24 protein-coding genes are annotated in these 24,485 nt (G+C 73.2%); 15 read left to right on the forward strand and 9 right to left on the reverse strand.

The window, feature by feature from the left end; all coding sequences use genetic code 11:
• The first annotated feature begins 124 nt into the window (after positions 1-124).
• Both ACWD3O_RS29655 and ACWD3O_RS29660 read left to right on the forward strand, forming a co-directional pair.
• Positions 125-928, forward strand: coding sequence for an SGNH/GDSL hydrolase family protein (locus ACWD3O_RS29655; RefSeq protein ID WP_451418032.1), 804 nt, complete (start codon positions 125-127; stop codon positions 926-928).
• Positions 929-1,140: 212 nt separating this feature from the next.
• The gene (locus ACWD3O_RS29660) at positions 1,141-1,944 is read left to right on the forward strand and encodes an SGNH/GDSL hydrolase family protein (RefSeq protein ID WP_451418033.1); all 804 of its coding nucleotides are present in this window, start codon (positions 1,141-1,143) and stop codon (positions 1,942-1,944) included.
• A gap of 125 nt (positions 1,945-2,069) precedes the next feature.
• Here ACWD3O_RS29660 and ACWD3O_RS29665 read toward each other — a convergent pair whose 3' ends face one another.
• Positions 2,070-3,689, reverse strand: coding sequence for a serine/threonine-protein kinase (locus tag ACWD3O_RS29665; protein WP_451418034.1), 1,620 nt, complete (start codon positions 3,687-3,689; stop codon positions 2,070-2,072).
• A 363-nt stretch (positions 3,690-4,052) separates the two neighbouring features.
• Between ACWD3O_RS29665 and ACWD3O_RS29670 the strand changes: the two genes are divergently transcribed.
• The 3 genes from ACWD3O_RS29670 (at position 4,053) to ACWD3O_RS29680 (ending at position 7,091) form a co-directional block, all read left to right on the forward strand.
• On the forward strand, positions 4,053-4,319 hold the full coding sequence (locus ACWD3O_RS29670) for a hypothetical protein (protein WP_451413202.1): 267 nt from the start codon (positions 4,053-4,055) through the stop codon (positions 4,317-4,319).
• Positions 4,320-4,600: 281 nt separating this feature from the next.
• Positions 4,601-5,995: an aldehyde dehydrogenase family protein gene (locus ACWD3O_RS29675; RefSeq protein WP_451418035.1), complete on the forward strand. Its 1,395-nt coding sequence runs from the start codon at positions 4,601-4,603 to the stop codon at positions 5,993-5,995.
• A gap of 13 nt (positions 5,996-6,008) precedes the next feature.
• Entirely contained in the window at positions 6,009-7,091 is a 1,083-nt protein-coding gene (locus ACWD3O_RS29680; protein WP_451413200.1) for a zinc-binding dehydrogenase, read from the forward strand.
• A gap of 244 nt (positions 7,092-7,335) precedes the next feature.
• Here ACWD3O_RS29680 and ACWD3O_RS29685 read toward each other — a convergent pair whose 3' ends face one another.
• Both ACWD3O_RS29685 and ACWD3O_RS29690 read right to left on the reverse strand, forming a co-directional pair.
• The gene (locus ACWD3O_RS29685; protein WP_451418036.1) at positions 7,336-8,235 is read right to left on the reverse strand and encodes a DMT family transporter; all 900 of its coding nucleotides are present in this window, start codon (positions 8,233-8,235) and stop codon (positions 7,336-7,338) included.
• 81 nt (positions 8,236-8,316) lie between these two features.
• Positions 8,317-8,961 carry a TetR/AcrR family transcriptional regulator gene (locus tag ACWD3O_RS29690; RefSeq protein ID WP_451418037.1) on the reverse strand — a complete coding sequence of 215 codons (645 nt, stop codon included), beginning with the start codon at positions 8,959-8,961 and terminating at the stop codon, positions 8,317-8,319.
• 106 nt (positions 8,962-9,067) lie between these two features.
• Here ACWD3O_RS29690 and ACWD3O_RS29695 point away from each other — a divergent pair, with 106 nt between their 5' ends.
• The 3 genes from ACWD3O_RS29695 (at position 9,068) to ACWD3O_RS29705 (ending at position 11,373) form a co-directional block, all read left to right on the forward strand.
• Entirely contained in the window at positions 9,068-10,219 is a 1,152-nt protein-coding gene (locus ACWD3O_RS29695; RefSeq protein ID WP_451418038.1) for an acyl-CoA dehydrogenase family protein, read from the forward strand.
• Between the two features lie 111 nt (positions 10,220-10,330).
• Complete coding sequence (locus ACWD3O_RS29700; RefSeq protein WP_451413196.1) at positions 10,331-10,618, forward strand: YiaA/YiaB family inner membrane protein; 288 nt, start codon at positions 10,331-10,333, stop codon at positions 10,616-10,618.
• A gap of 125 nt (positions 10,619-10,743) precedes the next feature.
• On the forward strand, positions 10,744-11,373 hold the full coding sequence (locus ACWD3O_RS29705; RefSeq protein ID WP_451413195.1) for a TetR/AcrR family transcriptional regulator: 630 nt from the start codon (positions 10,744-10,746) through the stop codon (positions 11,371-11,373).
• An 18-nt stretch (positions 11,374-11,391) separates the two neighbouring features.
• On the opposite strand, the gene ACWD3O_RS29710 is transcribed toward ACWD3O_RS29705, so the two are convergent.
• Positions 11,392-11,853, reverse strand: coding sequence for a MaoC family dehydratase (locus ACWD3O_RS29710; protein ID WP_451413194.1), 462 nt, complete (start codon positions 11,851-11,853; stop codon positions 11,392-11,394).
• A gap of 121 nt (positions 11,854-11,974) precedes the next feature.
• On the opposite strand from ACWD3O_RS29710, the gene soxR reads away from it, so the two are divergent.
• Complete coding sequence (gene soxR, locus ACWD3O_RS29715) at positions 11,975-12,436, forward strand: redox-sensitive transcriptional activator SoxR (protein ID WP_451413193.1); 462 nt, start codon at positions 11,975-11,977, stop codon at positions 12,434-12,436.
• 455 nt (positions 12,437-12,891) lie between these two features.
• Here the strand turns inward: soxR and ACWD3O_RS29720 are convergent, their stop codons facing one another.
• Together ACWD3O_RS29720 and ACWD3O_RS29725 are read right to left on the reverse strand one after the other, a co-directional pair.
• Positions 12,892-13,497 (reverse strand): hypothetical protein, encoded by a 606-nt coding sequence (locus tag ACWD3O_RS29720; protein WP_451418039.1) that lies wholly within the window; start codon positions 13,495-13,497, stop codon positions 12,892-12,894.
• A 410-nt stretch (positions 13,498-13,907) separates the two neighbouring features.
• A complete protein-coding gene (locus ACWD3O_RS29725) occupies positions 13,908-15,182 on the reverse strand; it encodes an exo-beta-N-acetylmuramidase NamZ family protein (protein ID WP_451418040.1) in 1,275 nt (424 codons plus the stop codon).
• A gap of 249 nt (positions 15,183-15,431) precedes the next feature.
• Here ACWD3O_RS29725 and ACWD3O_RS29730 point away from each other — a divergent pair, with 249 nt between their 5' ends.
• Genes ACWD3O_RS29730 through ACWD3O_RS29740 form a run of 3 tightly spaced genes read left to right on the forward strand, consistent with a single transcriptional unit; the run spans position 15,432 to position 18,498 of the window.
• A complete protein-coding gene (locus ACWD3O_RS29730) occupies positions 15,432-16,199 on the forward strand; it encodes an SDR family oxidoreductase (RefSeq protein ID WP_451418041.1) in 768 nt (255 codons plus the stop codon).
• Positions 16,196-17,854, forward strand: coding sequence for an AMP-binding protein (locus ACWD3O_RS29735; protein ID WP_451418042.1), 1,659 nt, complete (start codon positions 16,196-16,198; stop codon positions 17,852-17,854). The genes ACWD3O_RS29730 and ACWD3O_RS29735 overlap by 4 nt, the downstream gene beginning before the upstream one ends.
• A 50-nt stretch (positions 17,855-17,904) precedes the next feature.
• Positions 17,905-18,498, forward strand: a complete 594-nt coding sequence (locus ACWD3O_RS29740) for a TetR/AcrR family transcriptional regulator (RefSeq protein WP_451414012.1) — start codon at positions 17,905-17,907, stop codon at positions 18,496-18,498.
• A 61-nt stretch (positions 18,499-18,559) separates the two neighbouring features.
• On the opposite strand, the gene ACWD3O_RS29745 is transcribed toward ACWD3O_RS29740, so the two are convergent.
• The 3 genes from ACWD3O_RS29745 to ACWD3O_RS29755 all read right to left on the reverse strand — a co-directional run bounded on the left by ACWD3O_RS29745 (position 18,560) and on the right by ACWD3O_RS29755 (position 21,625).
• Entirely contained in the window at positions 18,560-19,774 is a 1,215-nt protein-coding gene (locus tag ACWD3O_RS29745) for an acyl-CoA dehydrogenase family protein (protein ID WP_451418043.1), read from the reverse strand.
• Positions 19,775-19,776: 2 nt separating this feature from the next.
• The gene (locus ACWD3O_RS29750; protein WP_451414010.1) at positions 19,777-20,802 is read right to left on the reverse strand and encodes a phosphotransferase family protein; all 1,026 of its coding nucleotides are present in this window, start codon (positions 20,800-20,802) and stop codon (positions 19,777-19,779) included.
• A gap of 121 nt (positions 20,803-20,923) precedes the next feature.
• Positions 20,924-21,625, reverse strand: a complete 702-nt coding sequence (locus tag ACWD3O_RS29755) for a FadR/GntR family transcriptional regulator (RefSeq protein ID WP_451414009.1) — start codon at positions 21,623-21,625, stop codon at positions 20,924-20,926.
• Between the two features lie 130 nt (positions 21,626-21,755).
• On the opposite strand from ACWD3O_RS29755, the gene ACWD3O_RS29760 reads away from it, so the two are divergent.
• The 3 genes from ACWD3O_RS29760 (at position 21,756) to ACWD3O_RS29770 (ending at position 24,454) form a co-directional block, all read left to right on the forward strand.
• On the forward strand, positions 21,756-22,280 hold the full coding sequence (locus tag ACWD3O_RS29760; RefSeq protein WP_451418044.1) for a gluconokinase: 525 nt from the start codon (positions 21,756-21,758) through the stop codon (positions 22,278-22,280).
• 103 nt (positions 22,281-22,383) lie between these two features.
• Entirely contained in the window at positions 22,384-23,784 is a 1,401-nt protein-coding gene (locus ACWD3O_RS29765) for a GntP family permease (protein ID WP_451418045.1), read from the forward strand.
• Positions 23,785-23,902: 118 nt separating this feature from the next.
• A complete protein-coding gene (locus tag ACWD3O_RS29770) occupies positions 23,903-24,454 on the forward strand; it encodes an NUDIX hydrolase (RefSeq protein WP_451414006.1) in 552 nt (183 codons plus the stop codon).
• Positions 24,455-24,485: the final 31 nt, after the last annotated feature.

Here is a 24,485-nt window from a genome sequence, read left to right on the forward strand (position 1 = left end):
TGCGGAGGCACCGGGCGGACGGCGGGTCGTCCCGTGGATTTATTGACATGAGCACTTCCTGTCAACGCGTGTAGCTGGTACCACAGTTGATGCAGAGACAACTGCAGAACAGGGAGGCTCCACCATGAGACGTTTCCGCACGTCCGCCGTCGTGAGCTCGTTCCTCCTCTCCGTCGGCCTAGCCTTCACCGGGGCGGCCGCGGCGCAGGCGTCGGCCGAGGCCGCCGGCGCCTACGTCGCCCTCGGGGACTCGTACTCCTCCGGGGTCGGGGCCGGCAGCTACACCAGCGAGAGCGGCAGCTGCAAGCGCAGCACCAACGCCTACCCGCAGCTGTGGGCCAACGCCAACTCGCCCTCCTCCTTCGCCTTCGTGGCCTGCGGCGGAGCCACCACCAGCTCGGTCCGCAGCGGCCAGCTGGGTTCCCTCAACTCCTCGACCAGCCTGGTCTCGGTGACCGCCGGCGGCAACGACGCCGGGTTCGCCGACGTCATGACGACCTGCGTCATCAGCTCGAACTCGGTGTGCACCGACCGGATCAACACGGCGCGCTCGTACATCACCAACACGCTGCCGGGGAACCTCAACGCCCTGTACGCGGACATCAAGAACCGCGCCCCCAACGCCCGGGTCGTCGTCCTCGGCTACCCGAAGTTCTACGACGTGGCCGCGGTCTGCGTCGGCCTCTCCGACACCAAGCGGTCGGCGATCAACGCCGCCGCCGACCACCTCAACTCGGTGATCTCCCAGCGCGCCGCGGCCTACGGGTTCCGCTTCGGCGACGTGCGGCCCACCTTCACCGGGCACGAGATCTGCTCGGGCAGCTCCTGGCTGCACAGCGTGAACTGGGCGAACATCGGCGAGTCCTACCACCCGAAGGCGGCCGGCCAGTCGGGCGGATACCTCCCCGTGCTGAACGCCAACGACTGAGGCCAACGACCGACGCGCGCGTCGGGAGCGGCGTCCCTGTGCCCCTGCCGGGGCGAGGGGCGCCGTTTCTGTTCGGTCCTCGCTCGTCCGTTCGCGCCAGGGACGCCGATTCGGGTGCATCGCGCGCTCTTCGCGCATCGGGGGAGAGGTGACGCGGGATCATCTTCCCGGCGGGCGCCCTCCGCGGGTCCGCCGACCACGGAGGCTCTGCCATGAGACGTGCCCGCACTTCCGCCGTCGTGAGTTCCCTCTTCCTCGCCCTGGCCCTGGCCTGCGGCGGCACCGCCGCCGCGCAGGCGCCCGCCCGGGCGCCCGGCTCCTACGTCGCCCTGGGCGACTCGTACTCCTCCGGCGTCGGCGCCGGCCGGTACACCGCGGAGAGCGGCGCCTGCCGGCGCAGCGTCCTGGCGTACCCGCGGCTGTGGGCCGACGCCCACCGGCCGTCCGCCTTCTCCTTCATGGCCTGCTCGGGGGCGACCACGCGTTCGGTGCGCAGCGGCCAGCTCGGGCCGCTCACCTCCTCCACCGCGCTCGTCTCGGTCACCGCCGGGGGCAACGACGCCGGGTTCGCGGACGTCATGTCGACGTGCGTGGTCGGCAGTGACGCGAGGTGCCTCGACCGGATCGCCACGGCGCGCGGCTACATCCGGGCCACCCTGCCCGGGAACCTCGACTCCCTGTACACGGCCATCCGCCGGCGTGCCCCCGAGGCCCGGGTCGTCGTCCTGGGCTACCCGCGGTTCTACGACGTGGCCGCGGCCTGCGCCGGGCTCTCCGACGCCAAGCGGTCGGCCGTCAACGCGGCCGCCGACCAGCTGAACTCGGTGATCTCCCGGCGCGCGGCGGCCCACGGCTTCCGGTTCGGCGACGTCCGCCCCCCGTTCACCGGGCACGAGATCTGCTCCGGCGCCTCCTGGCTGCACAGCGTCAACCTCGCCGACGTCGGCGCGTCCTACCACCCGAGGGCGGTCGGCCAGTCGCGCGGCTACCTGCCCGTGCTGAACGCGCACGACTGACCCGGCGTCCGCGCGGCCCGGCGCCCGGCCGACCGGGCGTCCGCGCGGCCCGGCGCACGGCCGCCCCGGCGCCCTACCGCGCCAGTGTCCGGCCGGCCCGGTGCCGGGCTCGGTCGTCGCCGGGCTCAGTCGTCCTCCGGGTCCGGGGACGGCTCCCCGGACCCGGACGGCGCCTCGCACATCACCGTGAACGGCACCGGGTCGGAGGTGACCTCCACCGGCTTGTCGACCTCGACGTGGACGGCGCCCTCCAGAGCCCCCTCCACGTCCTCCAGCGAGAGCCGCACCTGCTCCTCCCGGGTGGCGCCCCCGCCCTCGGTCAGGGTCAGCGTCCGCCAGCCGTCGTCCACCACGCCGTCGAGCTGGTCCGACACCCACCGGTAGCGGATCTCGGCCGGCAGCCGGCCCACGGTGAACGAGGCGCGCACGGCGGGGTGCCGGTCCTCGGGCGGTGGGCACGCCCCGCTGTACCGGGTGTGCGCGCCGGTCAGGGCGACCCGGACCGACTGCTCCGGCCCGGTGGACGGCGAGGGGCTCGGACTCGCCGAGGTCTCGGTGGCGGAGGGGGTGGGCGACCCGCTCTCCTCCTCGGACGGCTCCGCGCCCGGACCGGCGGTGGTCGGGGACGCCGTGGCGCCGGAGCCCCCAGAGCCGTCGCCGCCCGGGTCCGCCAGTCTCCAGGCCAGCCCCGCGACCAGCAGCGCCAGCACCAGCACCCCGATCACCAGCGCGGTGCCCGCCCGGTCCCCGCCGTCGCGGCGGTCGTCGTCCGCCCGCCGGACCTCGTCGTGGTGGCGAGGGGGAGGCGGGGGCGGCGGCAGGGCGCCGTACCCGGACCCGTGGCGCGAGGAACCGTCGCCCGGAGGGAGGGGAACCGTGGGAGCGGTGGCACCGGCGGGCGCTCCCGGCCCGGGAGTGCCGCCGGCGGCCACCAGGCGCAGATCGCGCTCGGCCTCCTCCGCCGTCGTCCGCTCGGCAGGGTCCTTGCGCAGCAGCCCCTCGATCACCCCGGCCAGCGGCCCCGCCCAGCGCGGCGGAGCCTGCGGCTCGTCGACCACGGCGCGCAGCGTGCTCAGCGGGGTGTCCTGACGGAACGGGGAGGCGCCCTCCACGGCCGCGTAGAGCAGCACGCCCAAGGACCACAGGTCGGAGGCGAGGCCCGACGGCCGCCCCAGCGCGCGTTCCGGCGCCAGGTACTCGGGGGAGCCGATCACCTCGCCGGTCCGGGTCAGCGCCGTGTCCCCGGCCAGCGTGGCGATGCCGAAGTCGGTGAGCACCACCCGGCCGTCGTTGGCGATCAGCACGTTGGCCGGCTTGACGTCCCGGTGCAGCACCCCGGCCTCGTCGGCCGCCCGCAGCGCCGCCAGCACGTCCGCGCCGATCGCCGCCGCCCGGGCCGGCGTCAGCGCGCCCTCCGCCTCCAGCACGTCGGAGAGCGACAGGCCGCGGACCAGCTCCATCACGATCCAGGGGCGCCCGCCGTCGGTGACCACGTCGTACACGGTGACCACGGAGCGGTGCGCGACCCGGGCGGCGGCCCAGGCCTCGCGCTCCAGCCGGGCGTACATCCGCGCCACCTCGTCGTCCGGCAGACCGGCCGGGGCGCGCACCTCCTTGACGGCCACCTCGCGGCGCAGCACCTCGTCCCGGCCCCGCCACACCGTTCCCATGCCCCCGCTGCCCAGCGGCGACAGCAGGCGGTAACGGCCGGCGACGACGCGGTCCGGATCCGGTGCATCGGTCATGGCTCACCTCTTCCTCCGGGAACCCGTCACCGGTTCACCCGTTCATGAGGGGGACGCTTTTCGGAACGCTCCACGGGGGTACGGGGACTGTGCCGGGGCGCGGCCTCCCCGGTGTTCTGCCCGCCGACGGGGCGGGCGATGCGCGACGGGCGTCACCCGCGGTGACCTGCGATCCTGGTGCCGAGGACCGGACGGCCGTTGTGCCGGTTGTCCAACTCGCCCTGAAACTTCATGCCTGGGGTGAGGAGTTGTCAACCGTCTTGCGGAAAAGGTGAATTCTGTGATCGAGATGCGCCATCCCCCACCAAGGACGATAGGGTTGCCCTGCCCGGGTCGGGTGGACTCGTACGGGTGGGGAGTGTCATGGATCAGATAACGATGCGTAGCAGGGCGCGAGTCCCTGCGATCACCTGCGGAAGCAGCGCGAGCAGTTCGCGCCTCGACCGCCATCTCTCGGTGCTGTCCGGCCCCGCCATACCGCAGCGCGAGACGGTCGAGGCCACATCGCTGATGCGCGAGCTCACGGCTCGCGACGTACCGCGTGAGCGGAGCAAGCGGCACCGCGTACAGCGCGTGTCGCTGTTCGCGCCGCTGCGCCGGCTGTCCCGCTCGCTCTTCGGCGGGCGCTGAGCAGCGACAGGTTCACGCCGCCGGTCCTCCCGCTGCGCCCTACGGCACTCCCCACGACGCGCAGCGGAGGGCCGGCGTCGTCGTTCCCGCGACGCTGTGCTGACGTTCCCGCGACGCTGTGCCGACGCCGCCGATCCCCGTGTGAACCTTGTCTCTCCTCCCAGAGCGGCCCCGCTTGCTCTGGCGCGCCCAAGCAAGCGCTCGCTAGCTTGAGCGGCGGACGACGCCCCCGAGCTCCCGGCTTGGCTCGAGGGCCCCATCCCGCCCGGGAGGACGCACTGATGAAGGCACACGACGGCATGTACATCGACGGGGCCTGGAGGGCGGCCGTCGGACCGGACACCATCGCCGTCCTCAACCCCGCGGACGAACAGGTCATCGCCCAGGTGCAGGCCGGTTCCGCCGAGGACGTGGACGCCGCGGTCCGCGCGGCCCGCGCCGCCCTGCCGGGCTGGGCCGCGACGCCGCCCGCCGAGCGTGCCGCCCGCCTGACCGCCCTGCGGGACGTGCTGGTCGCCCGCAAGGACGAGGTGGCCGAGACCGTCACCGCCGAACTGGGCGCCCCGCTGCCGTTCTCCCAGAAGGTGCACGCCGCCTCCCCGATCGCGGTCTGCGGCTCCTACGCCGAGCTGGCGGCGACCTTCCCCTTCGAGGAGAAGGTCGGCAACTCCACCGTGTACCAGGAGCCGATCGGCGTGGTCGCCGCGATCACGCCCTGGAACTACCCGCTGCACCAGATCGTCGCCAAGGTGGCCCCGGCGCTGGCCGCGGGCTGCACGGTCGTCCTGAAGCCCGCCGAGGACACCCCGCTGACCGCCCAGCTGTTCGCCGAGGCGGTCCACGAGGCCGGCCTGCCGGCCGGTGTGTTCAACCTGGTCACCGGTCTGGGGCCGGTGGCCGGACAGGCGCTGGCCGAGCACGACGGCGTCGACATGGTCTCGTTCACCGGCTCCACCGCCGTCGGCCGCTCCATCGCCGCCACCGCCGGGGCCGGGCTGAAGAAGGTCGCCCTGGAGCTGGGCGGCAAGTCCGCCAACGTGATCCTGCCCAGCGCCGACCTCGCCAAGGCGGTCGCGGTGGGCGTCGCCAACGTGATGGCCAACTCCGGCCAGACCTGCAGCGCCTGGACCCGGATGCTGGTCCCCGCCGGCCGGTACGACGAGGCCGTCGAGCTGGCCGCGGAGGCCGCCGCCAAGTACGGCGACCGGATCGGTCCGCTGGTCAACGCCAAGCAGCAGGCGCGGGTGCGCGGCTACATCGAGAAGGGCGTCGCCGAGGGCGCGCGCCTGGTGGCCGGCGGCGCCGAGGCGCCCGAGGGCAAGGACAAGGGCTTCCACGTCAGCCCCACCGTCTTCGCGGACGTCACCCCGGACATGACCATCGCCCAGGAGGAGATCTTCGGCCCGGTCCTGGCCGTCCTGAAGTACGAGGACGAGGACGAGGCCGTGCGCATCGCCAACGGCACCGTCTACGGCCTGTCCGGAGCGGTCTGGGCGGGCGACGAGGCCGAGGCGGTCGCCTTCGCCCGCCGCCTGGACACCGGGCAGGTCGACATCAACGGCGGCCGGTTCAACCCGCTGGCCCCCTTCGGCGGCTACAAGCACTCCGGCGTGGGCCGCGAGCTCGGCGCGCACGGGCTGACCGAGTTCCTCCAGACCAAGTCCCTCCAGTTCTAGGAGCGTTCGTCCCATGGTCCTCGCAGCCGTGGCGCCCGCGATCGGCGCGCCGCTGGAAGTCACCGAGATCGAGCTGCCCGCGACCGGCCCCGGCCGGGTCCGGATCCGGCTCGCCGCCGCCGGAGTGTGCCACTCCGACCTGTCCATCGCCAACGGCACCATGCGGGTGCCCCTGCCGGCCGTCCTCGGGCACGAGGGCGCGGGCACCGTCACGGAGGTGGGGGAGGGCGTCACCCACGTCGCGGTCGGCGACCAGGTGGTGCTCAACTGGTCGCCGTCCTGCGGCGGCTGCCCGTCCTGCGAGCTGGGCGAGGTCTGGCTCTGCGCCCGCTCGCTGGACGGCGCGTCCGCCCCGTACGCACGGCGGGCGTCCGACGGGCTGGAGCTGTACCCCGGCCTGAACGTGGCCGCGTTCGCCGAGGAGGCGGTGGTGGCCGCCAACACGGTGCTGCCGCTGCCCGAGGGCATCCCGCTGACCGACGCGGCCCTGCTGGGCTGCGCGGTGCTCACCGGGTACGGCGCCGTGCACCACGCGGCACGGGTCCGGGAGGGCGAGACGGTCGCGGTCTACGGCGTGGGCGGGGTCGGCCTCGCCACGGTCCAGGCGGCGCGGATCGCCGGGGCGTCGAAGATCGTCGCCGTGGACGTCTCCCCGGCCAAGGAGGAACTGGCGCGGGCGGCGGGCGCGACGGACTACGTGGTCGCCTCCGAGCAGACCGCGCGCGAGATCCGCGGCCTCACCGGCAAGCAGGGGGTCGACGTCGCCGTCGAGTGCGTGGGGCGCGCGGTCACCATCCGCACGGCGTGGGAGTCCACGCGGCGGGGCGGTCGCACGACGGTGGTCGGCATCGGAGGGAAGGACCAGCAGGTCTCCTTCAACGCGCTGGAGATCTTCCACTGGGGGCGGACGCTGTCCGGGTGCGTGTACGGGAACTCCGACCCGGCGCGGGACCTGCCGGTGCTGGCGTCGCACGTCCGCGAGGGCCGCCTCGACCTCGGCATGCTCGTCACCGACCGCATCGGTCTCGCGGACATCCCCACCGCGTTCGACAACATGACCGCCGGCAAGGGCGGCCGCGCGCTGGTCGTCTTCTGACCCACCCCGCCCGGGGCGCCCGCACCACTCGGCGCCCCGGGCCCCGCCCTGCGGGCGGCCCGGAGCAGCCGTACCCCTTGCGGGTACCCCGTGCCGCTGCGCGGCTGGGGGTACCCCGGATGACGTCCGGGGAGGGTGGGCGCGGGCCGGTGAGTAGGCACGCCGCCGCTCGCTCCACAGGGGCCGAGCGGCACGTACGCGCGCCGCGGTGCGCCCGCAGGGGCCGAGCCCCCTGCCGAAGGGGTCAGGCGCGGCGGCGCCCGCTGCGGCGGGAGACGGCCACGCCGGCGAGGCACAGCGCGCCGCCCACCAGCGTGAGGGCCCCCGGTACCTCGCCGAGGAACACCCAGGACATCGCCACCACCAGGGCGGGGACCGCGTACGTCGTCGCCCCCATCCGGCTCGCCGTCGTCCGCGCCAACGCGTACGCCCACGTCGTGAAGGCGAGCGCCGTCGGGAAGACCCCCAGGTACACCATGTTCAGCGTCGCCGGCACCGGCGCGGACGCCGCCTGGGACACCAGCTGCCCCGCGAAGGGCAGGCACGCCACCGCCCCGATCGCGCACCCGAACGTCGTCACCTGCAGCGCGCTCCCGTGCGCCAGCGCCGGCTTCTGCGCGATCACCCCGCCCGCGTACGCCACCGCGGCGAGCAGGCACAGCACCACTCCCAGCACCGACGCCCCGCCGCCGTCGGACATGGACAGCCCCACCGTCACCGCGCCCGCGAACGACACCGCCATGCCCGCCAGCAGCCGCGGCGGCATCGCGTCACCCAGCAGCCGCACGCCCAGCAGCGCGATCAGCAGCGGTCCCGTGTTGACGACCAGCGCCGCCGTGCCCGCGTCCACCAGCTGCTCGCCCCAGTTGAGGACGACCATGTAGAAGCCGAACCACAGCAGCCCCGAGACGACGATGCCGCGCCACGCCTCCCGCGGCGGCAGGCCCTCCCGGCGTATCAGCAGGATCACGCCCAGCGTCAGGGCCCCGGACAGGAGCCGTCCCAGCGCCAGCGCGCCGGGGGAGTACTCCTCGCCGGCGGCGCGGATGGAGACGAAGGCGGAGGCCCACAGCACCACGGTCACCGCGGCCGCTCCGGCGGCCAGGAGCTCGGTGCGCCGGGCGGGCACGGAAACAGTTGTCATGCGCGCGAGCCTAGGCGGCGGTCGCGGGCCGCCGCCCGGCATCATGTCCCGGCACGCCGCCCTCGCACCCGGCGCGCGGAGTCAGGACCCGGCGGCGGGCAGCTCCGTGAACTGCCGCTCCAGCCCGTCCAGCAGGGCCCGCAGTCCCGTTTCGAAGGCCCGCTCGTCGATGCGTTCCTGCCGCCCGGCCAGCAGGTGGGCCTGGCCGAGATGCGGGTAGTCCGCCGGGTCGTAGGCGGTCTCGTCGCCCACGAAGCCGCCGGCGAAGGAACCCAGCGCCGAGCCCATGACGAAGTACCGCATCAGCGCGCCGATCGAGGTCGCCTGGGCCGGCGGCCAGCCCGCCGCGACCATCGCCCCGTACACCGCGTCGGCCAGCCGCAGCGCCGCCGGACGGCGACCGGGCCCGTGGGCCAGCACCGGGACGATGTTCGGGTGCCGGCGCAGCGCGGCGCGGTAGGAGAGGGCCCAGTCGTGCAGCGCCGTCCGCCAGGGGGTGCCGTCCTCGAACATCGACAGGTCGACCTGCGCGCTCACCGAGTCGGCGACCGCCTCGAGGAGCTGGTCCCGGCTGCGGAAGTGGTTGTACAGGGACGGCCCGCTGACGCCCAGCTCCGCGGCGAGCCGCCGGGTGGAGAGCGCGGCCAGGCCCTCGGCGTCGATCAGGGACAGGGCCGCCTCGACGATCCGTCCGGTGGAGAGCAGGGGCGTGCGCGGGCGTGGCATGGCCCACATGGTAGAGCCTCGACCAATTAAACTAGCAGTGCTAATTTAACCCCGACGACGACACAGGCAACGACGCAGACATCGACCGACCGTGGGGTGGCGCACCGTGAATCTGGGGCTCAGCGAGGAGCAGGCGGCCGTACAGGAGCTCGCCCGGGACTTCGTGGCACGCGAGATCACGCCGAACGTGGTCGCCTGGGACCGCGCCGAGCAGGTGGACCGCTCCCTCGTGAAGAAGCTCGGCGAGGTCGGCTTCCTCGGCCTGACCATCGACGAGGAGTACGGCGGCTCCGGCGGCGACCACCTGGCGTACTGCCTGGTCACCGAGGAGCTGGGCCGCGGCGACTCCTCGGTGCGCGGCATCGTCTCGGTCTCGCTGGGTCTGGTCACCAAGACCGTGCAGAGCTGGGGCACCGAGGAGCAGAAGCGTGCGTGGCTGCCCCGGCTGACCTCCGGCGAGGCGCTCGGCTGCTTCGGCCTCACCGAGCCCGGCACCGGGTCGGACGCCGGGAACCTCGTCACCCGCGCGGTGCGCGACGGCGACGACTACGTCATCAACGGCACCAAGATGTTCATCACCAACGGCACCTGGGCCGACGTCGCGATCGTCTTCGCCCGCTCCACCGACGCCCCGGGCCACAAGGGCGTCTCGGCCTTCCTGGTGCCCACCGACACCCCCGGGCTGACCCGCAACACCGTCCACGGCAAGCTGGGCCTGCGCGGCCAGGCCACCGCCGAACTGGTGCTGGAGGACGTGCGGGTGCCCGCCTCCGCCCTGCTGGGCCCCGAGGGCAAGGGCTTCACCATCGCCATGTCGACCCTGGCGAAGGGCCGGATGTCGGTCGCCGCCGGCTGCGTGGGCATCGCCCAGGCCGCCCTGGACTGCGCGGTCGAGTACGCGGGCCAGCGCGAGCAGTTCGGGAAGACCATCGCCCACCACCAGCTCGTGCAGGAACTCCTCGCCGACATTGCGCTGGACGTGGACGCCGCCCGGCTGCTGGTCTGGCGGGTGGCCGACCTCATCGACCGCGGGCAGCCGTTCGCCGTGGAGGCGTCCAAGGCCAAGCTGTTCGCCTCCGAGGCGGCCGTGCGCTGCGCCAACAACGCGCTCCAGGTCTTCGGCGGCTACGGGTTCATCGACGAGTACCCGGCCGGCAAGCTGCTCCGCGACGCCCGCGTGATGACCCTCTACGAGGGCACCAGCCAGATCCAGAAGCTGCTCATCGGCCGTGCCCTCACGGGGGTCTCGGCGTTCTGAGCCCTCGGCCCCCGCGCGGGCGCGGCGGCGCGGCGGTGAGTACGCCGCACCCGCGGGGACTGAGTATCCGGGCGGATGCGGCGCGCGCCGGGTCCGCCCGATGCTGCTGCCATGAGCGAAACGCCTGTCAAGCAGCAGAGCACCGCGGCCTTCTACGGCCAGGCGGTGGCGTCCTTCGTGGTCGCCCTGGGGGCGACCTGTGCCGGCATCGTGCGGATGGAGGCGAGCGCCTGGGTGCGCGGCTTCTTCGCCGTCGCCGTCCTCTACCTCGTGACCTCCAGCTTCACGCTGGCCAAGGTGATCCGGGACCGCCAGGAGGCCGGCACCATCGTCAGCCGGGTCGACCAGGCCCGGCTGGAGAAGATCCTCGCCGAGCACGACCCCTTCCAGAAACTGTGATCCGCCGCTCTAAGCGGTCGCTCAGACTCCGGCGGTATGGTGGTGCCCCGCACGTACGGCGTGCGGTCCGGAGGGTCTCCGTCCAGGGTGGGTAGGGGCGGAGAGCGAGAGAGGCGAGGCGAGCGATGAGTACGGCGGAGGAGACGACGTCCGGGAGCGGCGAGCAGCCCTGGGCCGAGGTCACACCCGAGGCCGCCCGGCGCCTGCTGGTGGCCGCGGTGGACGCGTTCGCCGAGCGGGGCTACCACGCCACCACGACCCGCGACATCGCGGGCCGCGCGGGCATGAGCCCGGCCGCGCTCTACATCCACTACAAGACCAAGGAGGAGCTGCTCGCCCGGATCAGCCGGATCGGCCACGAGAAGGCCCTCGCCATCCTGCGCGACGCCGCGGACGGCGAGGGGACCGCGGCCGAGCGGCTCGCCGAGGCGGTCGGCTCCTTCGTGCGCTGGCACGCCGCCCAGCACACCACCGCGCGCGTGGTGCAGTACGAGCTCGAGGCGCTCGGCGAGGACTCGCGCGCCGAGATCGTGGCCCTGCGCAAGCAGGTCGACGGCCAGGTCCGCCGGATCGTTCAGGAGGGCGTGGCCTCCGGCGAGTTCGAGGTGCCGGACGCCCAGGGTGCCACGCTGGCGATCATGTCGCTCTGCATCGACGTGGCCCGGTGGTTCCGGGTGGACGGCCGCTGGACGCCCGACGAGGTCGGCGCGCTCTACGCCGACCTCGTGCTCAGCATGGTGGGCGCCAAGCGGTAGGGCGGGCGCCCGCGGGGCTCAGAGGTAGTACCGGGAGACGGACTCGGCGACGCAGACCGGCTTGTCGCCGCCCTCGCGCTCCACGGTGAACGCCAGTGTCACCTGCACACCGCCCTGCACGTCCTCGACGCCGGTGATCCTCCCGGTGGCGCGCAGCCGCGAGCCCACCGGCACGGGGGAGGGGAAGCGGACCTTGTTGGTGCCGTAGTTCACGCCCATCGTCACGCCCTCGACCGAGACCAGCTGCGGGCCGAACAGGGGCAGCAGCGACAGGGTCAGGTAGCCGTGCGCGATCGTGGTGCCGAACGGGCCCCGCGCGGCCTTCTCCGGGTCGACGTGGATCCACTGGTGGTCGCCGGTGGCCTCGGCGAACAGGTCGATGCGCTTCTGGTCGACCTCGACCCAGTCGGTGTACCCGAGCTGCTCGCCCACGGCGGCCTTCAGCTCGTCGGGGGAGGTGAAGATCCTCGGCTCTGCCATGTCGCTGTCCCTGGCCTCTCGCTGTCGGTCGCTTTCTCTAAGCAACTGCTTAGCATGGTCGTGGCCGGGGAAGGTGTCAATGCGCGTGCCGGGGCGGGGGGCCTCCGGTTAGGGTCCGGACGTGCCCCAGATTCCCGTGAAGGTCCAGGAACTCACCGTCGGCCAGCTCGCGGCGCGCAGCGGGGTGGCCGTCTCCGCGCTGCACTTCTACGAGTCCAAGGGGCTCATCAGCAGCCGGCGCACCCCGGGCAACCAGCGTCGCTACAGCCGGGACACCCTGCGGAGGGTGGCGTTCGTCCGCGCCTCGCAACGGGTGGGCATGCCGCTGGCCGCGATCCGGGACGCGCTGGCGGAACTGCCGGACGGGCGGACGCCGACGCGGGAGGACTGGGCGCGGCTGTCCGAGAAGTGGCGTGCCGAACTCGACGAGCGCATCCGCCGCCTGGAGCGGCTGCGGGACCACCTCACCGACTGCATCGGGTGCGGCTGCCTGTCCATGACCACGTGCGGGCTGTCCAACCCCGACGACACCGTCGGAGCGAGCCTCACCGGCTCCCGGCTGGCTCCGGAGCCGCGCGCCTGACGGTGCCCCGCCGCCGGGGCTGCCTCCCGCCCCCCGGGCCGGGTCGGGCCGCCCAGGGGTGAACCGCTCCCGGCCGGACCGTCCAGGGCCGGACCGCTACCGGGCTGGACCGCTACCGGGCTGGACCGCCCAGGGCTGGGCCGCTACCGGGCTGGACCGCTCAGGGCCGGACCGCTACCGGGCCGGGCCGCTCAGGGCTGGACCGCCTCCGGCCGGGCCGTCCAGGACTGGGCTGCTCCCGGGCTGGACCGCTCAGGGCCGGACCGCTACCGGGCCGGGCCGCTCTCGGGCCGGACCGCCCAAGGCCGGACCGTCCAGGGCCGGACCGCTACCGGGCTGGACCGCCCAGGGCTGGGCCGCTACCGGGCTGGACCGCTCAGGGCCGGACCGCTACCGGGCCGGGCCGCTCAGGGCCGGACCGCCTCCGGCCGGGCCGGCCGGAGGCGGTCCGCGCCTCACGCCGGGACCAGCTGCCGCCTGCCCCGCCGTGCCGCCTCCACCGCCTCCTGGGTGAGCACCGGCAGCGGGACGAGGATCCCGCACCCCACGCACACCGGGCCGGAGGACGGTTCGTGGTTCATCCCGTGCCGCCAGGCCAGCTCCTCGTCGCCGCAGACCGGGCAGCTCCTCCCCGGCTCCCGTTCCAGGGCTCCGATCAGCCGGCGCAGCACCTCGGGCAGCGGGTCCGAGGGGTGGACCCGCGGGTCGTCGCACCAGGCGATGCCGAACCCGCCCCAGGTCATCCGGTGCCAGTCGTCCACGGATCCCGGCCGGCGCAGCCCGTCGTGCTTCTCCCGCCGCCGGCGCTCCGCGAACGCCACCTCGTAGGCCAGCCACACCTCCCGGGCCCGCTCCAACTCGGCCACCGCGCCCACCAGTCGGCGCGGGTCGGGGGAGCGGTCCTCGGGTCCGAACCCCCAGGTGACGCAGAGGTGGTCCCAGGTCGCCCGGTGCCCGTAGGGCGCGAACCGCTCCAGGCACTTCCGCAGCGAGTACCGCCGCAGCGCCAGGTCGCACCGCTGGTCCCGTACTTGTCTCGCCAGACTCCGGAATCCCGCCATCGACCGTACCTCCGTCGCACGTGCACCTGAACCCTGACCAACTCGGCGTCGTCGTAAGGACGTCGCCGAATAGACGTGCCGTCCGCCCAACCGGCTCCATCGGATCGGCCGAGGTCTGCCATAAGCCGGACGACACACCTATGCGGGTTCCTGTTGACGGCGGGACTATGCGCGACAAGGGGAACAGAACGGGCGGGGGGGGGCGCGGCGGCCCCCCCCCCCCCCGGCCCCCACCACGGCGCCGGGCAGCCCGGGCAGCGCCCGCCGGGCGCCGGCGGCGGCGGGGGGCGCCACCCCCCCCCCGCCCCCCAAGTGGGGGCTTCCTGTGGCGGGGGCTACTCCGCGCCAACCGGCAACCAGCGGGGGCGCCCCCCCCCCCCCCCCCCCCCGCCCGGGCGTCCCAACTCAGGTCAGCGGTACAGCAGGTACTGCGCGCGCGTGGCCCGGAAGGCGGCGAGTTCCTCCTCCCAGCCGCCGACCACCTCGTCCAGCGGGGCGTCCGCGTCGATGCGGGTGCGCACCCCGGTGGAGCCGGTGAGCTTGTCGATCCAGTTGTCCGAGCGCCAGGCGAAACCGCTCCAGGCCGCCCGGGCGGTGATCAGCAGGCCGATGCCGGTGCGCACCGGGTCGAAGGACTCGCGGTCGTGGACGTGCACCTGGACGCCGCCCGCCGTCTGTCCGGAGAACTTGCTGAAGGTGGGGGTGAAGTAGGCCTCCCTGAACCGCACGCCGGGCAGGCCGAGTTCGTTGGCGGCCTCGGCCCAGCGCCTGTCGACGCCGGGCGCGCCCAGGAGTTCGAAGGGGCGGGTGGTGCCCCGGCCCTCGGAGAGGTTGGTGCCCTCGAAGAGACAGGTGCCGGGATAGACCAGGGCGGTCTCGGGCGTCGGCATGTTGGGGCTCGGCGGCACCCAGGGCAGGCCGGAGGCGTCGTAGAACTCGTCCCGCCGCCAGCCGGTCATCCGCACGGTCTCCAGCTCCACCGGGGAGGCGAGGAACTCCCCGTTGAAGAGCAGCGCCAGCTCCGCCACGGTCATGCCGTGCTGCTGGGAGATCGGCTTGCGGCCCACGAAGGTCGCGAACTGCGGGTGCATCACCGGGCCTTCGGCCGAGCGCCCGGAGACGGGGTTGGGGCGGTCCAGCACCACGAACCGCTTGCCGGCCAGCCGGGCGGCCTCCATGCAGTCGTACAGCGTCCAGATATAGGTGTAGAAGCGGGCGCCCGCGTCCTGGATGTCGAAGACGACGGTGTCCACGCCCGAGGCGGTGAAGATGTCCGCCAGCGGCTGCCCGCTCTTCAGGTACGTGTCGTAGACGGGCAGCCCGGTGGCGGGGTCCTCGTAGAAGCCCTCCGAGCCGCCCGCCTGCGCGGTGCCCCGGAAGCCGTGCTCGGGGCCGAAGACCGCCGTCAGGTCGACCCGGTCGTCGGCGTGCATCACGTCGACGATGTGCCGGGCGTCGCGGGTGATACCGGTCGGGTTGGTGACCACGCCGACCTTCTCGCCGTCCAGCAGCGCGTAACCGTCCGCGGCGAGGCGCTCGAAACCGGTCCGCAGCGGACGCCCGCCCGACGGCGGGGTGGCGGGAACCGGCGGGCCCGACGGCTCGGCCGCCTGCGCGGCGCCGGCCGCGGTGGCGGAGAGGGCGCCGGTGGCGGCGGTGAGCAGGCCTCGTCTGGACAGTCTCATGGTGCGTGACCTCCGGTGGTCGGGGGTGGTGCCTGGCGGGTTTCCCTCGCTTCGGGTGGTGCTCCGGTGTCCCTGTGGGGCGGCCGGTGCCGTGTGTCATGCCCACGCGAGAGGCGATCCACCCCCGGGGTCCCCGGGTGATCCCCGAACGGCTCCGTGCACACCCCTTCCGTGCGACATACCGACCGGTTAGTCTGGCGCCGCAGTCAGCGGTGACAGATCCGTGTCACGTCGTGTCGAAGGAGACCGATGGTGGAAGCCGTACAAGGTGCCCGTGTCGTCGTGACCGGGGCGGGAGGCGGCATCGGAGCCGCGATGGCCAGGCGTTTCGTCGCCGAGGGGGCGCAGGTCGTGGTCAACGACCTGGACGCCGGGAAGGCCGAGGCCGTGGCCCGGGAGATCGGCGCCACCGCCGTTCCCGGGGACGCCTCGGCGGTCGTCGACCCGGCGCGCGAGGCCCTCGGCGGGCGCATCGACGTCTTCTGCGCCAACGCCGGCATCGCGGGCAGCGACGGCAGCCTCACCCCCGACGACCACGCCTGGGAACGCGCCTGGGACGTCAACGTGATGGCGCACGTACGCGCCGCCCGCGCCCTGGTCCCGGAGTGGCTGGAACGCGGCGAGGGCCGCTTCGTGGCCACCGTCTCCGCGGCCGGGCTGCTCACCATGATCGGCGCCGCGCCCTACAGCGCCACCAAGCACGCCGCCTACGCCCACGCGGAATGGCTCTCGCTCACCTACCGCCACCACGGGGTCAAGGTGCACGCGATCTGCCCCCAGGGCGTGCGCACCGACATGCTGGCCGGCTCCGGCAGCGCGGGCGACCTGGTCCTCGCCCCCACCGCGATCGAGCCCGAGGACGTCGCCGACGCCCTCTTCAAGGGCATCGCGGAGGACCGCTTCCTGATCCTCCCGCACCCCGAGGTCGCCGGGTACTACGCGGCCAGGGCGGCCGACCCGGAGCGCTGGCTGACGCACATGAACCGTCTGCACCAGAAGTGGGAGAGCACCCGATGAGCACCGAATCCCGGTACGCCGCCAAGCCCTGGCTGGCCCTGCTGACCGACGCGCAGAAGGCGCCCATCACGCCTCCGGCCAGCGCCGTGCACGCCCTGGACCGGGCCCTGGCCTCCCGCGCGGACGAGACCTACCTGGCGTACTTCGACGGCCGGCTCACCTACCGCGAGGTCGACGCCCTCAGCGACTCGGTGGCAGGCCGCCTGGCCGCCCGCGGCGTCGCCAAGGGCGACCGGATCGCCGTGATGCTGCAGAACTCCCCGGCCTTCGTGCTCGCCGTGCTCGGCGCCTGGAAGGCCGGCGCGATCGTGCTGCCGGTGAACCCGATGTACAAGACCGGCGAGGTCAAGCACGTCCTCACCGACGGCGAGGTCAAGGCGCTGATCTGCTCCGACCGGGCCTGGGAGACCTACCTGCGGGACGCCGCCGACGGCACGCCCGTCGCCTTCGCCCTCACCGCCTGCGAGCTGGACTTCCAGAGCCGCGGCGACGAGCGCGTGCTGAACTTCGAGCGCCTCCCCGTCGCCGACGACGCCGAGGACCTCACCGAGGCCGCCCGGGCCGGCCACGCCGCCCCCGAGGACCGCGAGCTCGCCCCCGAGGACATCGCCCTCATCAGCTACACCTCGGGCACCAGCGGCGCGCCCAAGGGCGCCACCAACACGCACGGCAACCTGATGTTCAACGCCGAGCGCCAGGCCACCGGCCTGGGCCTCCCGGACAACGCGGCCTACTTCGCCCTGGCCCCGCTGTTCCACATCACCGGCATGGTCTGCCAGTTCCTCGCCTCCCTGAACAGCGCCGGCAGCCTGGTCCTCGCCTACCGCTTCGACGCCGGCGTGGTCCTGGACGCCTTCGCCGAGCACCGCCCGGCCTACACCGTCGGCCCGTCCACCGCCTACATGGCGCTGGCCGCCCACCCGGCCGTCGGCCGCGACCACTTCTCCTCCTTCGCGCAGATATCCTCCGGCGGCGCCCCGCTGCCGCCCGCCCTGGTGGACAAGATCGAGGCCGCCTTCGGGATCTACATCCAGAACGGCTACGGCCTCACCGAGTGCAGCGCCCCCTGCGCCTCGGTCATCGGCGACCTGCGCGCCCCCGTCGACGAGGCCTCCGGCACCCTCGCGGTCGGCATCCCCGGCCCCGACACCGTCGTGCGCATCCTCGACGACAAGGGCGAGGAGGTGCCCTTCGGCGAGCTCGGCGAGATCGTGGTCAAGGGCCCCCAGGTGGTCCCCGGCTACTGGCGCCGCCCCGAGGCCACCGCCGAGACCTTCCCCGACGGGGAACTGCGCACCGGCGACATCGGCTTCATGGACGAGCAGGGCTGGCTCTACGTCGTCGACCGCAAGAAGGACATGATCAACGCCTCCGGCTTCAAGGTGTGGCCGCGCGAGGTCGAGGACGTCCTCTACACCCACCCCGCGGTCCGCGAGGCCGCCGTGGTCGGCGTGCCCGACGGCTACCGGGGCGAGACGGTCAAGGCCTACATCTCGCTGCGCCCGGGCGCGGAGGCCACCGGCGAGGAACTCGCCGCATACTGCAAGGAGCGGCTGGCCGCGTACAAGTATCCGCGGCTGGTGGAGATCCTGCCCGACCTGCCCAAGACGGCGACTGGCAAGATCCTCCGCAGGGAACTGCGCGCGACCAAGTAGTTCCCGGCATCGGAATGACAGGAAGAACCGGAAGGACAGGTGGCGGCACGATGGCCAGGACGACGGACGGAGAGGGCACGCCCGTTCCCCAGCGGCTGCTGGCCGCCGCCACCCGTCTCTTCGCGGAGCGCGGCTACGACCGCACCTCCGTGCAGGAGATCGTGGAGGCCGCCGGGGTCACCAAGGGCGCGCTGTACCACTACTTCGGCTCCAAGGAGGACCTCCTCCACGAGGTCTACGCCCGGGTGCTGAGACTCCAGCAGGAGCGGCTCGACCACTTCGCCCGGCTCGACGCGCCGGTGGACGAGCGGCTGCGGGGCGCGGCCGCGGACGTGGTGGTCACCACCATCGAGAACCTCGACGACGCGTCGATCTTCTTCCAGTCGATCCACCACCTCAGCCCCGAGAAGAACAAGCAGGTGCGGGCCGAGCGGCGCCGCTACCACGAGCAGTTCAAGGGGCTCATCGAGGAGGGCCAGGAGTCGGGCGTCTTCTCGAGCGCCACGCCGGCCAGCCTGGTGGTCGACTACCACTTCGGCTCGATCCACCACCTGTCGACCTGGTACCGCCCCAACGGCCCGCTCAGCCCCCGCCAGGTCGCCGACCACCTGGCCGACCTGCTGCTGCGGGCCCTGCGGCCCTGACGGACACCCCACGACGGCGGGGCGGGACGAGCCAGGCTCGTCCCGCCCCGCCGTCGTGCAGCTACAGGTACTTCTTCAGCTCACGCCGCGCCAGCGACCGCTGGTGGACCTCGTCCGGGCCGTCGGCCAGCCGGAGCGTGCGCGCCCCGGCGTACAGCTCGGCCAGCGGGAAGTCCTGCGAGACGCCGCCCGCGCCGTACAGCTGGATGGCCTGGTCGAGGATGCCGCACACCGTCCGCGGGGTGGCGATCTTGATGGCCTGGATCTCGGTGTGGGCCCCCTTGTTGCCCACCGTGTCCATCATCCAGGCCGTCTTCAGGACCAGCAGCCGCAGCTGCTCCACCGCCACCCGGGCGTCGGCGATCCAGTTCTGCACCACGCCCTGCTGCGCCAGCGGCTTGCCGAAGGCGGTCCGCTCCACCGCGCGGCGGCACATCAGCTCGATGGCCCGCTCGGCCATGCCGATCAGCCGCATGCAGTGGTGGATCCGGCCCGGACCCAGCCGCGCCTGGGCGATGGCGAAACCGCCGCCCTCCTCGCCGACCAGGTTCGCCACCGGCACCCGGACGTCCTCGAAGGCGACCTCGGCGTGGCCGCCGTGGTACTCGTCGCCGTAGCCGAACACCGTCATGGCCCGCTCGACCCGCAGCCCCGGGGTGTCCCGCGGGACCAGCACCATCGACTGCTGGCGGCGGATGTCGGCGCCGTCCGGGTCGGTCTTGCCCATCACGATGAAGATCTGGCAGGCCGGGTTCATCGCCCCGGAGATGTACCACTTGCGGCCGTTGATCACGTACTCGTCGCCGACCCGCTCGATCCGGGTGGTGATGTTGGTGGCGTCGGAGGAGGCCACCTCCGGCTCGGTCATCGCGAAGGCGGACCGGATCTCACCGGTCAGCAGCGGCTCCAGCCACTGCTTCTTCTGCTCCTCGGTGGCGAACTGGGTCAGCAGCTCCATGTTGCCGGTGTCGGGCGCGGCGCAGTTCAGCGCGTCCGGGGCGATCTGCGGGGAGCGGCCGGTGATCTCGGCCAGCGGCGCGTACTGGAGGTTGGTCAGACCGGCGCCGTACTCGGCGTCCGGCAGGAACACGTTCCACAGGCCGCGGCGGCGCGCCTCGGCCTGCAGGTCGTGGAGCACCGGCACGTGCTCCCACGGGTCGGCCAGCGCGGCGCGCTGCTCACGGGCCACCGGCTCCGCCGGGTACACGAACTCCTCCATGAACTCGAGGAGGTTGGCGCGCAGTTCCTCGGTGCGCGCGTCGAACGCGAAATCCATGATCAGCCTTCCTGCAGAGTGGTGAGGCCGTGCTCGATGAAGACCGGGACCAGGTCACCGATGCGGTCGAAACCCCCGCCGACGGTCTGGCCGAGCGTGTACCGGTAGTGGATGCCCTCGAGGATCACCGCGAGCTTGAACCAGGCGAAGGCGGTGTACCAGGAGACGGCCGAGACGTCACGGCCGGAGCGGGCGGCGTACCGCTCGATCAGCTCGGCCGGCGCGGGGTGGCCCACGGCCTCGGCGGTGGTGGAGACGGGGGAGCCCGGCAGGCCGTGCGGGGTGCTGTACATGACCAGCAGGCCGAGGTCGGTGAGCGGGTCGCCGAGGGTGGACATCTCCCAGTCCAGGACGGCCTTGATCCGGTCGTCGTCGCCGATGAGCACGTTGTCCAGGCGGTAGTCGCCGTGCACGACCGCGGGCGCGGGGGAGTCCGGCAGCTTGCGGCCGAGACCGGCGTGCAGCTCGTCGATGCCGGCCAGGTCGCGGCTGCGGGAGGCCGCCAGCTGCTTGGACCAGCGGCGCAGCTGGCGCTCCAGGAAGCCCTCGGGGCGGCCGAAGTCGTCCAGGCCGATCGCCGCGGGCTCCAGGGAGTGCAGTTCCACGAGGGTGTCGACCAGCCCCAGTACCGCCTCGCGGGTCCGCTCCGGGCCGAGCGGCGCGAGCTGCCCGGCGGTCCGGTAGGGCGTGCCGGCCACGAACTCCATCACGTAGAACGGCGCGCCCAGCACCTCCTCGTCCTCGCAGAGCAGCACCGGCGTGGGCACCGGCACCGGCGTCGGGTGCAGGGCGCTGATCACCCGGTGCTCGCGGCGCATGTCGTGCGCGGTGGCCAGCACGTGGCCCAGCGGCGGGCGGCGGACCACCCAGCGGCCGGTGCCGTCGGTGACCTGGTAGGTGAGGTTGGACCGGCCGCCCTCGATCAGGCGCGCGGACAGCTCGCCCCGCAGCAGGCCGGGCCGCTCACGCTCCAGCAGTTCACGCAGCCGGTCCAGGTCGAGGCCTGGCGGATGGTCGGGGCGGCTCATTTCTCCAGCTCCTTCGGGTGACGACGAAGACACCAGATCATGATGCCGACCGGTCGGTATGCAGTCCAGAGCCAGAACCCAACGTGACGGGAACAACCTTGGCCCTCCGCACGCCCCACGGCTAGGGCGCGAGCACGTCCAGCTCGCGGAGGGCGCCCTCGGTGATCTCGCGGGTGAGCCGCTCCGCCTCCGCGGGGTCGCCCTCGCGGACCGCCTCCGCCACCTTCACGTGCAGGGTCACGGCGGCCGGGTCGGGGTCCTCGAACATCACCTCGTGACGGGTCCGGCCGGCCAGCACCTCGGCCACCACGTCCCCGAGCCGGGCGAACATCTCGTTGCCCGAGGCGGTCAGGATCACCCGGTGGAAGGCCACGTCGTGCACCAGGTACTCCTCCAGCCGGCGGCCGCGCGAGGTGGCCACCATGCCGAGCGCGCACCGGGTCAGCTCCGCGCACGCCTCCGGCGAGGCGTGGGTCGCGGCCAGCCCGGCCGCGACCGGCTCCACCGCCGACCGCAGCACCGTGAGAGAGCGCAGCTGGCGCGCACGGTCGGCGCCGGCCAGCCGCCAGCGGATGACCTGCGGGTCGTAGACGTTCCACTCCTCGATCGGCAGCACCGTGACGCCGACCCGGCGGCGGGAGGCGACCAGCCGCATGGACTCCAGAACCCGCACCGCCTCGCGCATCACCGACCGGGAGACACCGAAGCCCTGGGCGAGCTCGTCGGTGCGCAGAACGCTGCCGGGCGGGTATTCGCCGGCGGTGATGGCAGGCCCCAGGCGGAGGAGGACCTGTGCGTGCAGCCCTCGGGCCTGGTCGGTCATGAGATCAGGGTATGGGATGCCACACATGTCAAAAGTCAGACTTTTTATGGTCCAGGGCTTGAATTTGTCACATCACTTGGGTTTCAGTGTCCCCCGACAACCAGAAGTCGACGAAGACTGCGAGAACGCCATGGCCCCCACACCCATCCAGTCCGCCCCACCGGTCGTGGTGGTCATGGGGGTCGCGGGGACCGGCAAGACCACGGTCGGCCGCCTCCTCGCCGAGCGTCTCGAGGTCACCTACGCCGAGGGCGACGAGTTCCACCCGCCCGCCAACATCGCCAAGATGTCGGCCGGCACGCCCCTGGACGACGAGGACCGCGCCCCCTGGCTCGACCTCATCGGCGCCTGGGCGCACGAGCGCCGGGAGACCGGCGGCGTGGTCAGCTGCTCGGCGCTCAAGCGCGTCTACCGCGACCGCCTGCGGGCGGCCGCGCCCGGGCTGTTCTTCGTCCACCTCAGCGGCGAGCGTGACCTGATCGAGCGACGCATGACCGCCCGCCAGGGCCACTTCATGCCCCGCTCGCTGCTGGACTCGCAGTTCGCCACCCTCGAGCCGCTCGCGGCGGACGAGACCGGTGTCGTCGTCGACCTCTCCGGGACCCCGGACGAGATCGCGGCGACGGCCGAGACCGCGCTGCGCGAACGCCTCTGACCCACCCCTGCCCCTGGATTCCCCCCACTTCCACCCACCCCCACCCCTCACCCCCCACCTCCGCCCCTCCCCGAACCCCCACGCACCCCCGCAAGGAACCACCGTGACCAGACTCAGCGTCGAGACCCTGGCGGCGGACACCGTCGCGCCGATCACCTCGGCCGGCCATGCCCACCTGGGCCTCGCCGTGCTCGCGGGCATCGCCGTCATCGTCGTGCTCATCACCAAGTTCAAGCTGCACGCCTTCCTGGCGCTGACCGTCGGCTCGCTGGCCCTCGGCGCCTTCGCGGGCGCGCCGCTGGACAAGACCATCGCCAGCTTCACCACGGGTCTGGGCTCCACCGTCTCCGGCGTCGGCGTGCTGATCGCGCTGGGCGCCATCCTCGGCAAGCTGCTCGCCGACTCCGGCGGCGCCGACCGCATCGTGGACACCATCCTGGCCAAGGCCAAGGGCCGCGCCATGCCCTGGGCGATGGTGCTGATCGCCTCGGTGATCGGTCTGCCGCTGTTCTTCGAGGTCGGCGTCGTGCTGCTGATCCCGGTGGTGCTGATGGTGGCCCGCCGCGGCAACTACTCGCTGATGCGGATCGGCATCCCCGCCCTCGCCGGTCTCTCCGTGATGCACGGCCTGATCCCGCCGCACCCCGGCCCGCTGGCCGCCATCGACGCCGTCGACGCCGACCTCGGCCTCACCCTGGCCCTCGGCCTCGTCGTCGCGATCCCCACGGTGATCGTCGCCGGCCCGCTCTTCGCCCGCTACGCCGCCCGCTGGGTGGACGTCCCCGCCCCCGAGCGGATGATCCCCGCCGTGGACGAGGACCAGGACCCGGCGAAGCGCCCGGGCTTCGTCCCGACGCTGGCCACCATGCTGCTGCCGGTCGTGCTGATGCTCGCCAAGGCGCTGGTCGACATCGTGATCGACGACCCGGAGAACTCCGTCCAGCGGGTCTCCGACGTCATCGGCTCGCCGATGATCGCCCTCCTGGCCGCCGTCATCGTCGGCCTGTTCACGCTGGGCCGCGCGGCCGGGTTCACCAAGGAGCGCCTGTCCGCCACGGTGGAGAAGTCCCTCGCCCCGATCGCCGGCATCCTGCTGATCGTCGGCGCCGGCGGCGGCTTCAAGCAGACGCTGATCGACTCCGGCGTCGGCCAGATGATCCTCGAGATCTCCGAGAACTGGTCGATCCCGGCGCTGCTGCTGGCCTGGCTCATCGCCGTGGTGATCCGTCTGGCCACCGGCTCGGCGACGGTCGCCACCATCTCCGCGGCCGGCCTGGTCGCCCCGCTGGCGGCCGGCATGTCCCCGGCGGAGACGGCCCTGCTGGTGCTGGCGATCGGCGCGGGCTCGGTCTTCTTCAGCCACGTCAACGACGCCGGATTCTGGCTGGTCAAGGAGTACTTCGGTCTCTCCGTCGGCCAGACCATCAAGACCTGGTCGGTGATGGAGACGTTGATCTCCGTGGTCGGCGGCGCCACCGTCCTGCTGCTGTCGTTGTTCGTCTAGCGACGCGGTGACGCTGCGGCGCGGTGACGCGGCGCTCCTCCCGACCGCCCGCGGTCCCGGGTACTCAACGCCCCGGGGCCGCGGGCTTCCGCGTGCCCGGCTGCGGTTGGATGGACGCATGACCGCATCCGAGTCCTCGCACGCCGCGCGCTCCGCCGAGGAGATCCTGGACATCGTCGACGAGCACGACCGGGTCGTCGGGCAGCTCCCGCGCGGGGAGGTCTACCGGCGGGGCCTGCGGCACCGGTGCGTTTTCGTGGAGGCGCGGGACGCCTCCGGCCGGGTCTTCGTCCACCGCAGGACCGCGACCAAGCTGGTCTTCCCCTCCCTGTACGACACCTTCGTCGGCGGCGTGGTCGGCGCGGGGGAGTCCTACGACGCGGCGGCCCTCCGCGAGGCGGAGGAGGAGCTGGGCGTGACCGGGCTGCCGCGTCCCGAGTTCCTGTTCACGTTCCTCTACGACGACGGCGCGGGCCGCAGCTGGTGGTCGGCCGTCTACCAGGTGCGCTGCGAGCCGCCGGTGCGGCCCCAGCCGGAGGAGGTCGCCTGGCACGGGTTCCTCACGGACGAGGAGATCGACGCCCGGCTGGACAGCTGGGAGTGGGTGCCGGACGGTCTGGCCGCCCTGCACCGCCTGCGCGAGCACCGCCGCCTTGGGGAGCGTCGCTGAGGCACGTAGGTGGCCGCGGCCGGGCGGGTGG

The organism is Streptomyces sp. NPDC002640, assembly GCF_053592575.1.

Excerpts from the sequence above, each read along its gene's own strand:
- ACWD3O_RS29740 (WP_451414012.1), top strand. The coding sequence starts at position 17,905 with ATGGCCAGGACGACGGACGGAGAGGGCACGCCCGTTCCCCAGCGGCTG.
- ACWD3O_RS29660 (WP_451418033.1), top strand. The coding sequence starts at position 1,141 with ATGAGACGTGCCCGCACTTCCGCCGTCGTGAGTTCCCTCTTCCTCGCC.
- ACWD3O_RS29670 (WP_451413202.1), top strand. The coding sequence starts at position 4,053 with ATGGATCAGATAACGATGCGTAGCAGGGCGCGAGTCCCTGCGATCACC.
- ACWD3O_RS29700 (WP_451413196.1), top strand. The coding sequence starts at position 10,331 with ATGAGCGAAACGCCTGTCAAGCAGCAGAGCACCGCGGCCTTCTACGGC.
- ACWD3O_RS29725 (WP_451418040.1), bottom strand. The coding sequence starts at position 15,182 with ATGAGACTGTCCAGACGAGGCCTGCTCACCGCCGCCACCGGCGCCCTC.
- ACWD3O_RS29680 (WP_451413200.1), top strand. The coding sequence starts at position 6,009 with ATGGTCCTCGCAGCCGTGGCGCCCGCGATCGGCGCGCCGCTGGAAGTC.
- ACWD3O_RS29750 (WP_451414010.1), bottom strand. The coding sequence starts at position 20,802 with ATGAGCCGCCCCGACCATCCGCCAGGCCTCGACCTGGACCGGCTGCGT.
- ACWD3O_RS29735 (WP_451418042.1), top strand. The coding sequence starts at position 16,196 with ATGAGCACCGAATCCCGGTACGCCGCCAAGCCCTGGCTGGCCCTGCTG.
- ACWD3O_RS29665 (WP_451418034.1), bottom strand. The coding sequence starts at position 3,689 with ATGACCGATGCACCGGATCCGGACCGCGTCGTCGCCGGCCGTTACCGC.
- ACWD3O_RS29755 (WP_451414009.1), bottom strand. The coding sequence starts at position 21,625 with ATGACCGACCAGGCCCGAGGGCTGCACGCACAGGTCCTCCTCCGCCTG.
- ACWD3O_RS29720 (WP_451418039.1), bottom strand. The coding sequence starts at position 13,497 with ATGGCGGGATTCCGGAGTCTGGCGAGACAAGTACGGGACCAGCGGTGC.
- ACWD3O_RS29655 (WP_451418032.1), top strand. The coding sequence starts at position 125 with ATGAGACGTTTCCGCACGTCCGCCGTCGTGAGCTCGTTCCTCCTCTCC.
- ACWD3O_RS29745 (WP_451418043.1), bottom strand. The coding sequence starts at position 19,774 with ATGGATTTCGCGTTCGACGCGCGCACCGAGGAACTGCGCGCCAACCTC.
- ACWD3O_RS29685 (WP_451418036.1), bottom strand. The coding sequence starts at position 8,235 with ATGACAACTGTTTCCGTGCCCGCCCGGCGCACCGAGCTCCTGGCCGCC.
- ACWD3O_RS29710 (WP_451413194.1), bottom strand. The coding sequence starts at position 11,853 with ATGGCAGAGCCGAGGATCTTCACCTCCCCCGACGAGCTGAAGGCCGCC.
- ACWD3O_RS29675 (WP_451418035.1), top strand. The coding sequence starts at position 4,601 with ATGAAGGCACACGACGGCATGTACATCGACGGGGCCTGGAGGGCGGCC.
- ACWD3O_RS29690 (WP_451418037.1), bottom strand. The coding sequence starts at position 8,961 with ATGCCACGCCCGCGCACGCCCCTGCTCTCCACCGGACGGATCGTCGAG.
- ACWD3O_RS29770 (WP_451414006.1), top strand. The coding sequence starts at position 23,903 with ATGACCGCATCCGAGTCCTCGCACGCCGCGCGCTCCGCCGAGGAGATC.
- ACWD3O_RS29760 (WP_451418044.1), top strand. The coding sequence starts at position 21,756 with ATGGCCCCCACACCCATCCAGTCCGCCCCACCGGTCGTGGTGGTCATG.
- ACWD3O_RS29705 (WP_451413195.1), top strand. The coding sequence starts at position 10,744 with ATGAGTACGGCGGAGGAGACGACGTCCGGGAGCGGCGAGCAGCCCTGG.
- ACWD3O_RS29730 (WP_451418041.1), top strand. The coding sequence starts at position 15,432 with ATGGTGGAAGCCGTACAAGGTGCCCGTGTCGTCGTGACCGGGGCGGGA.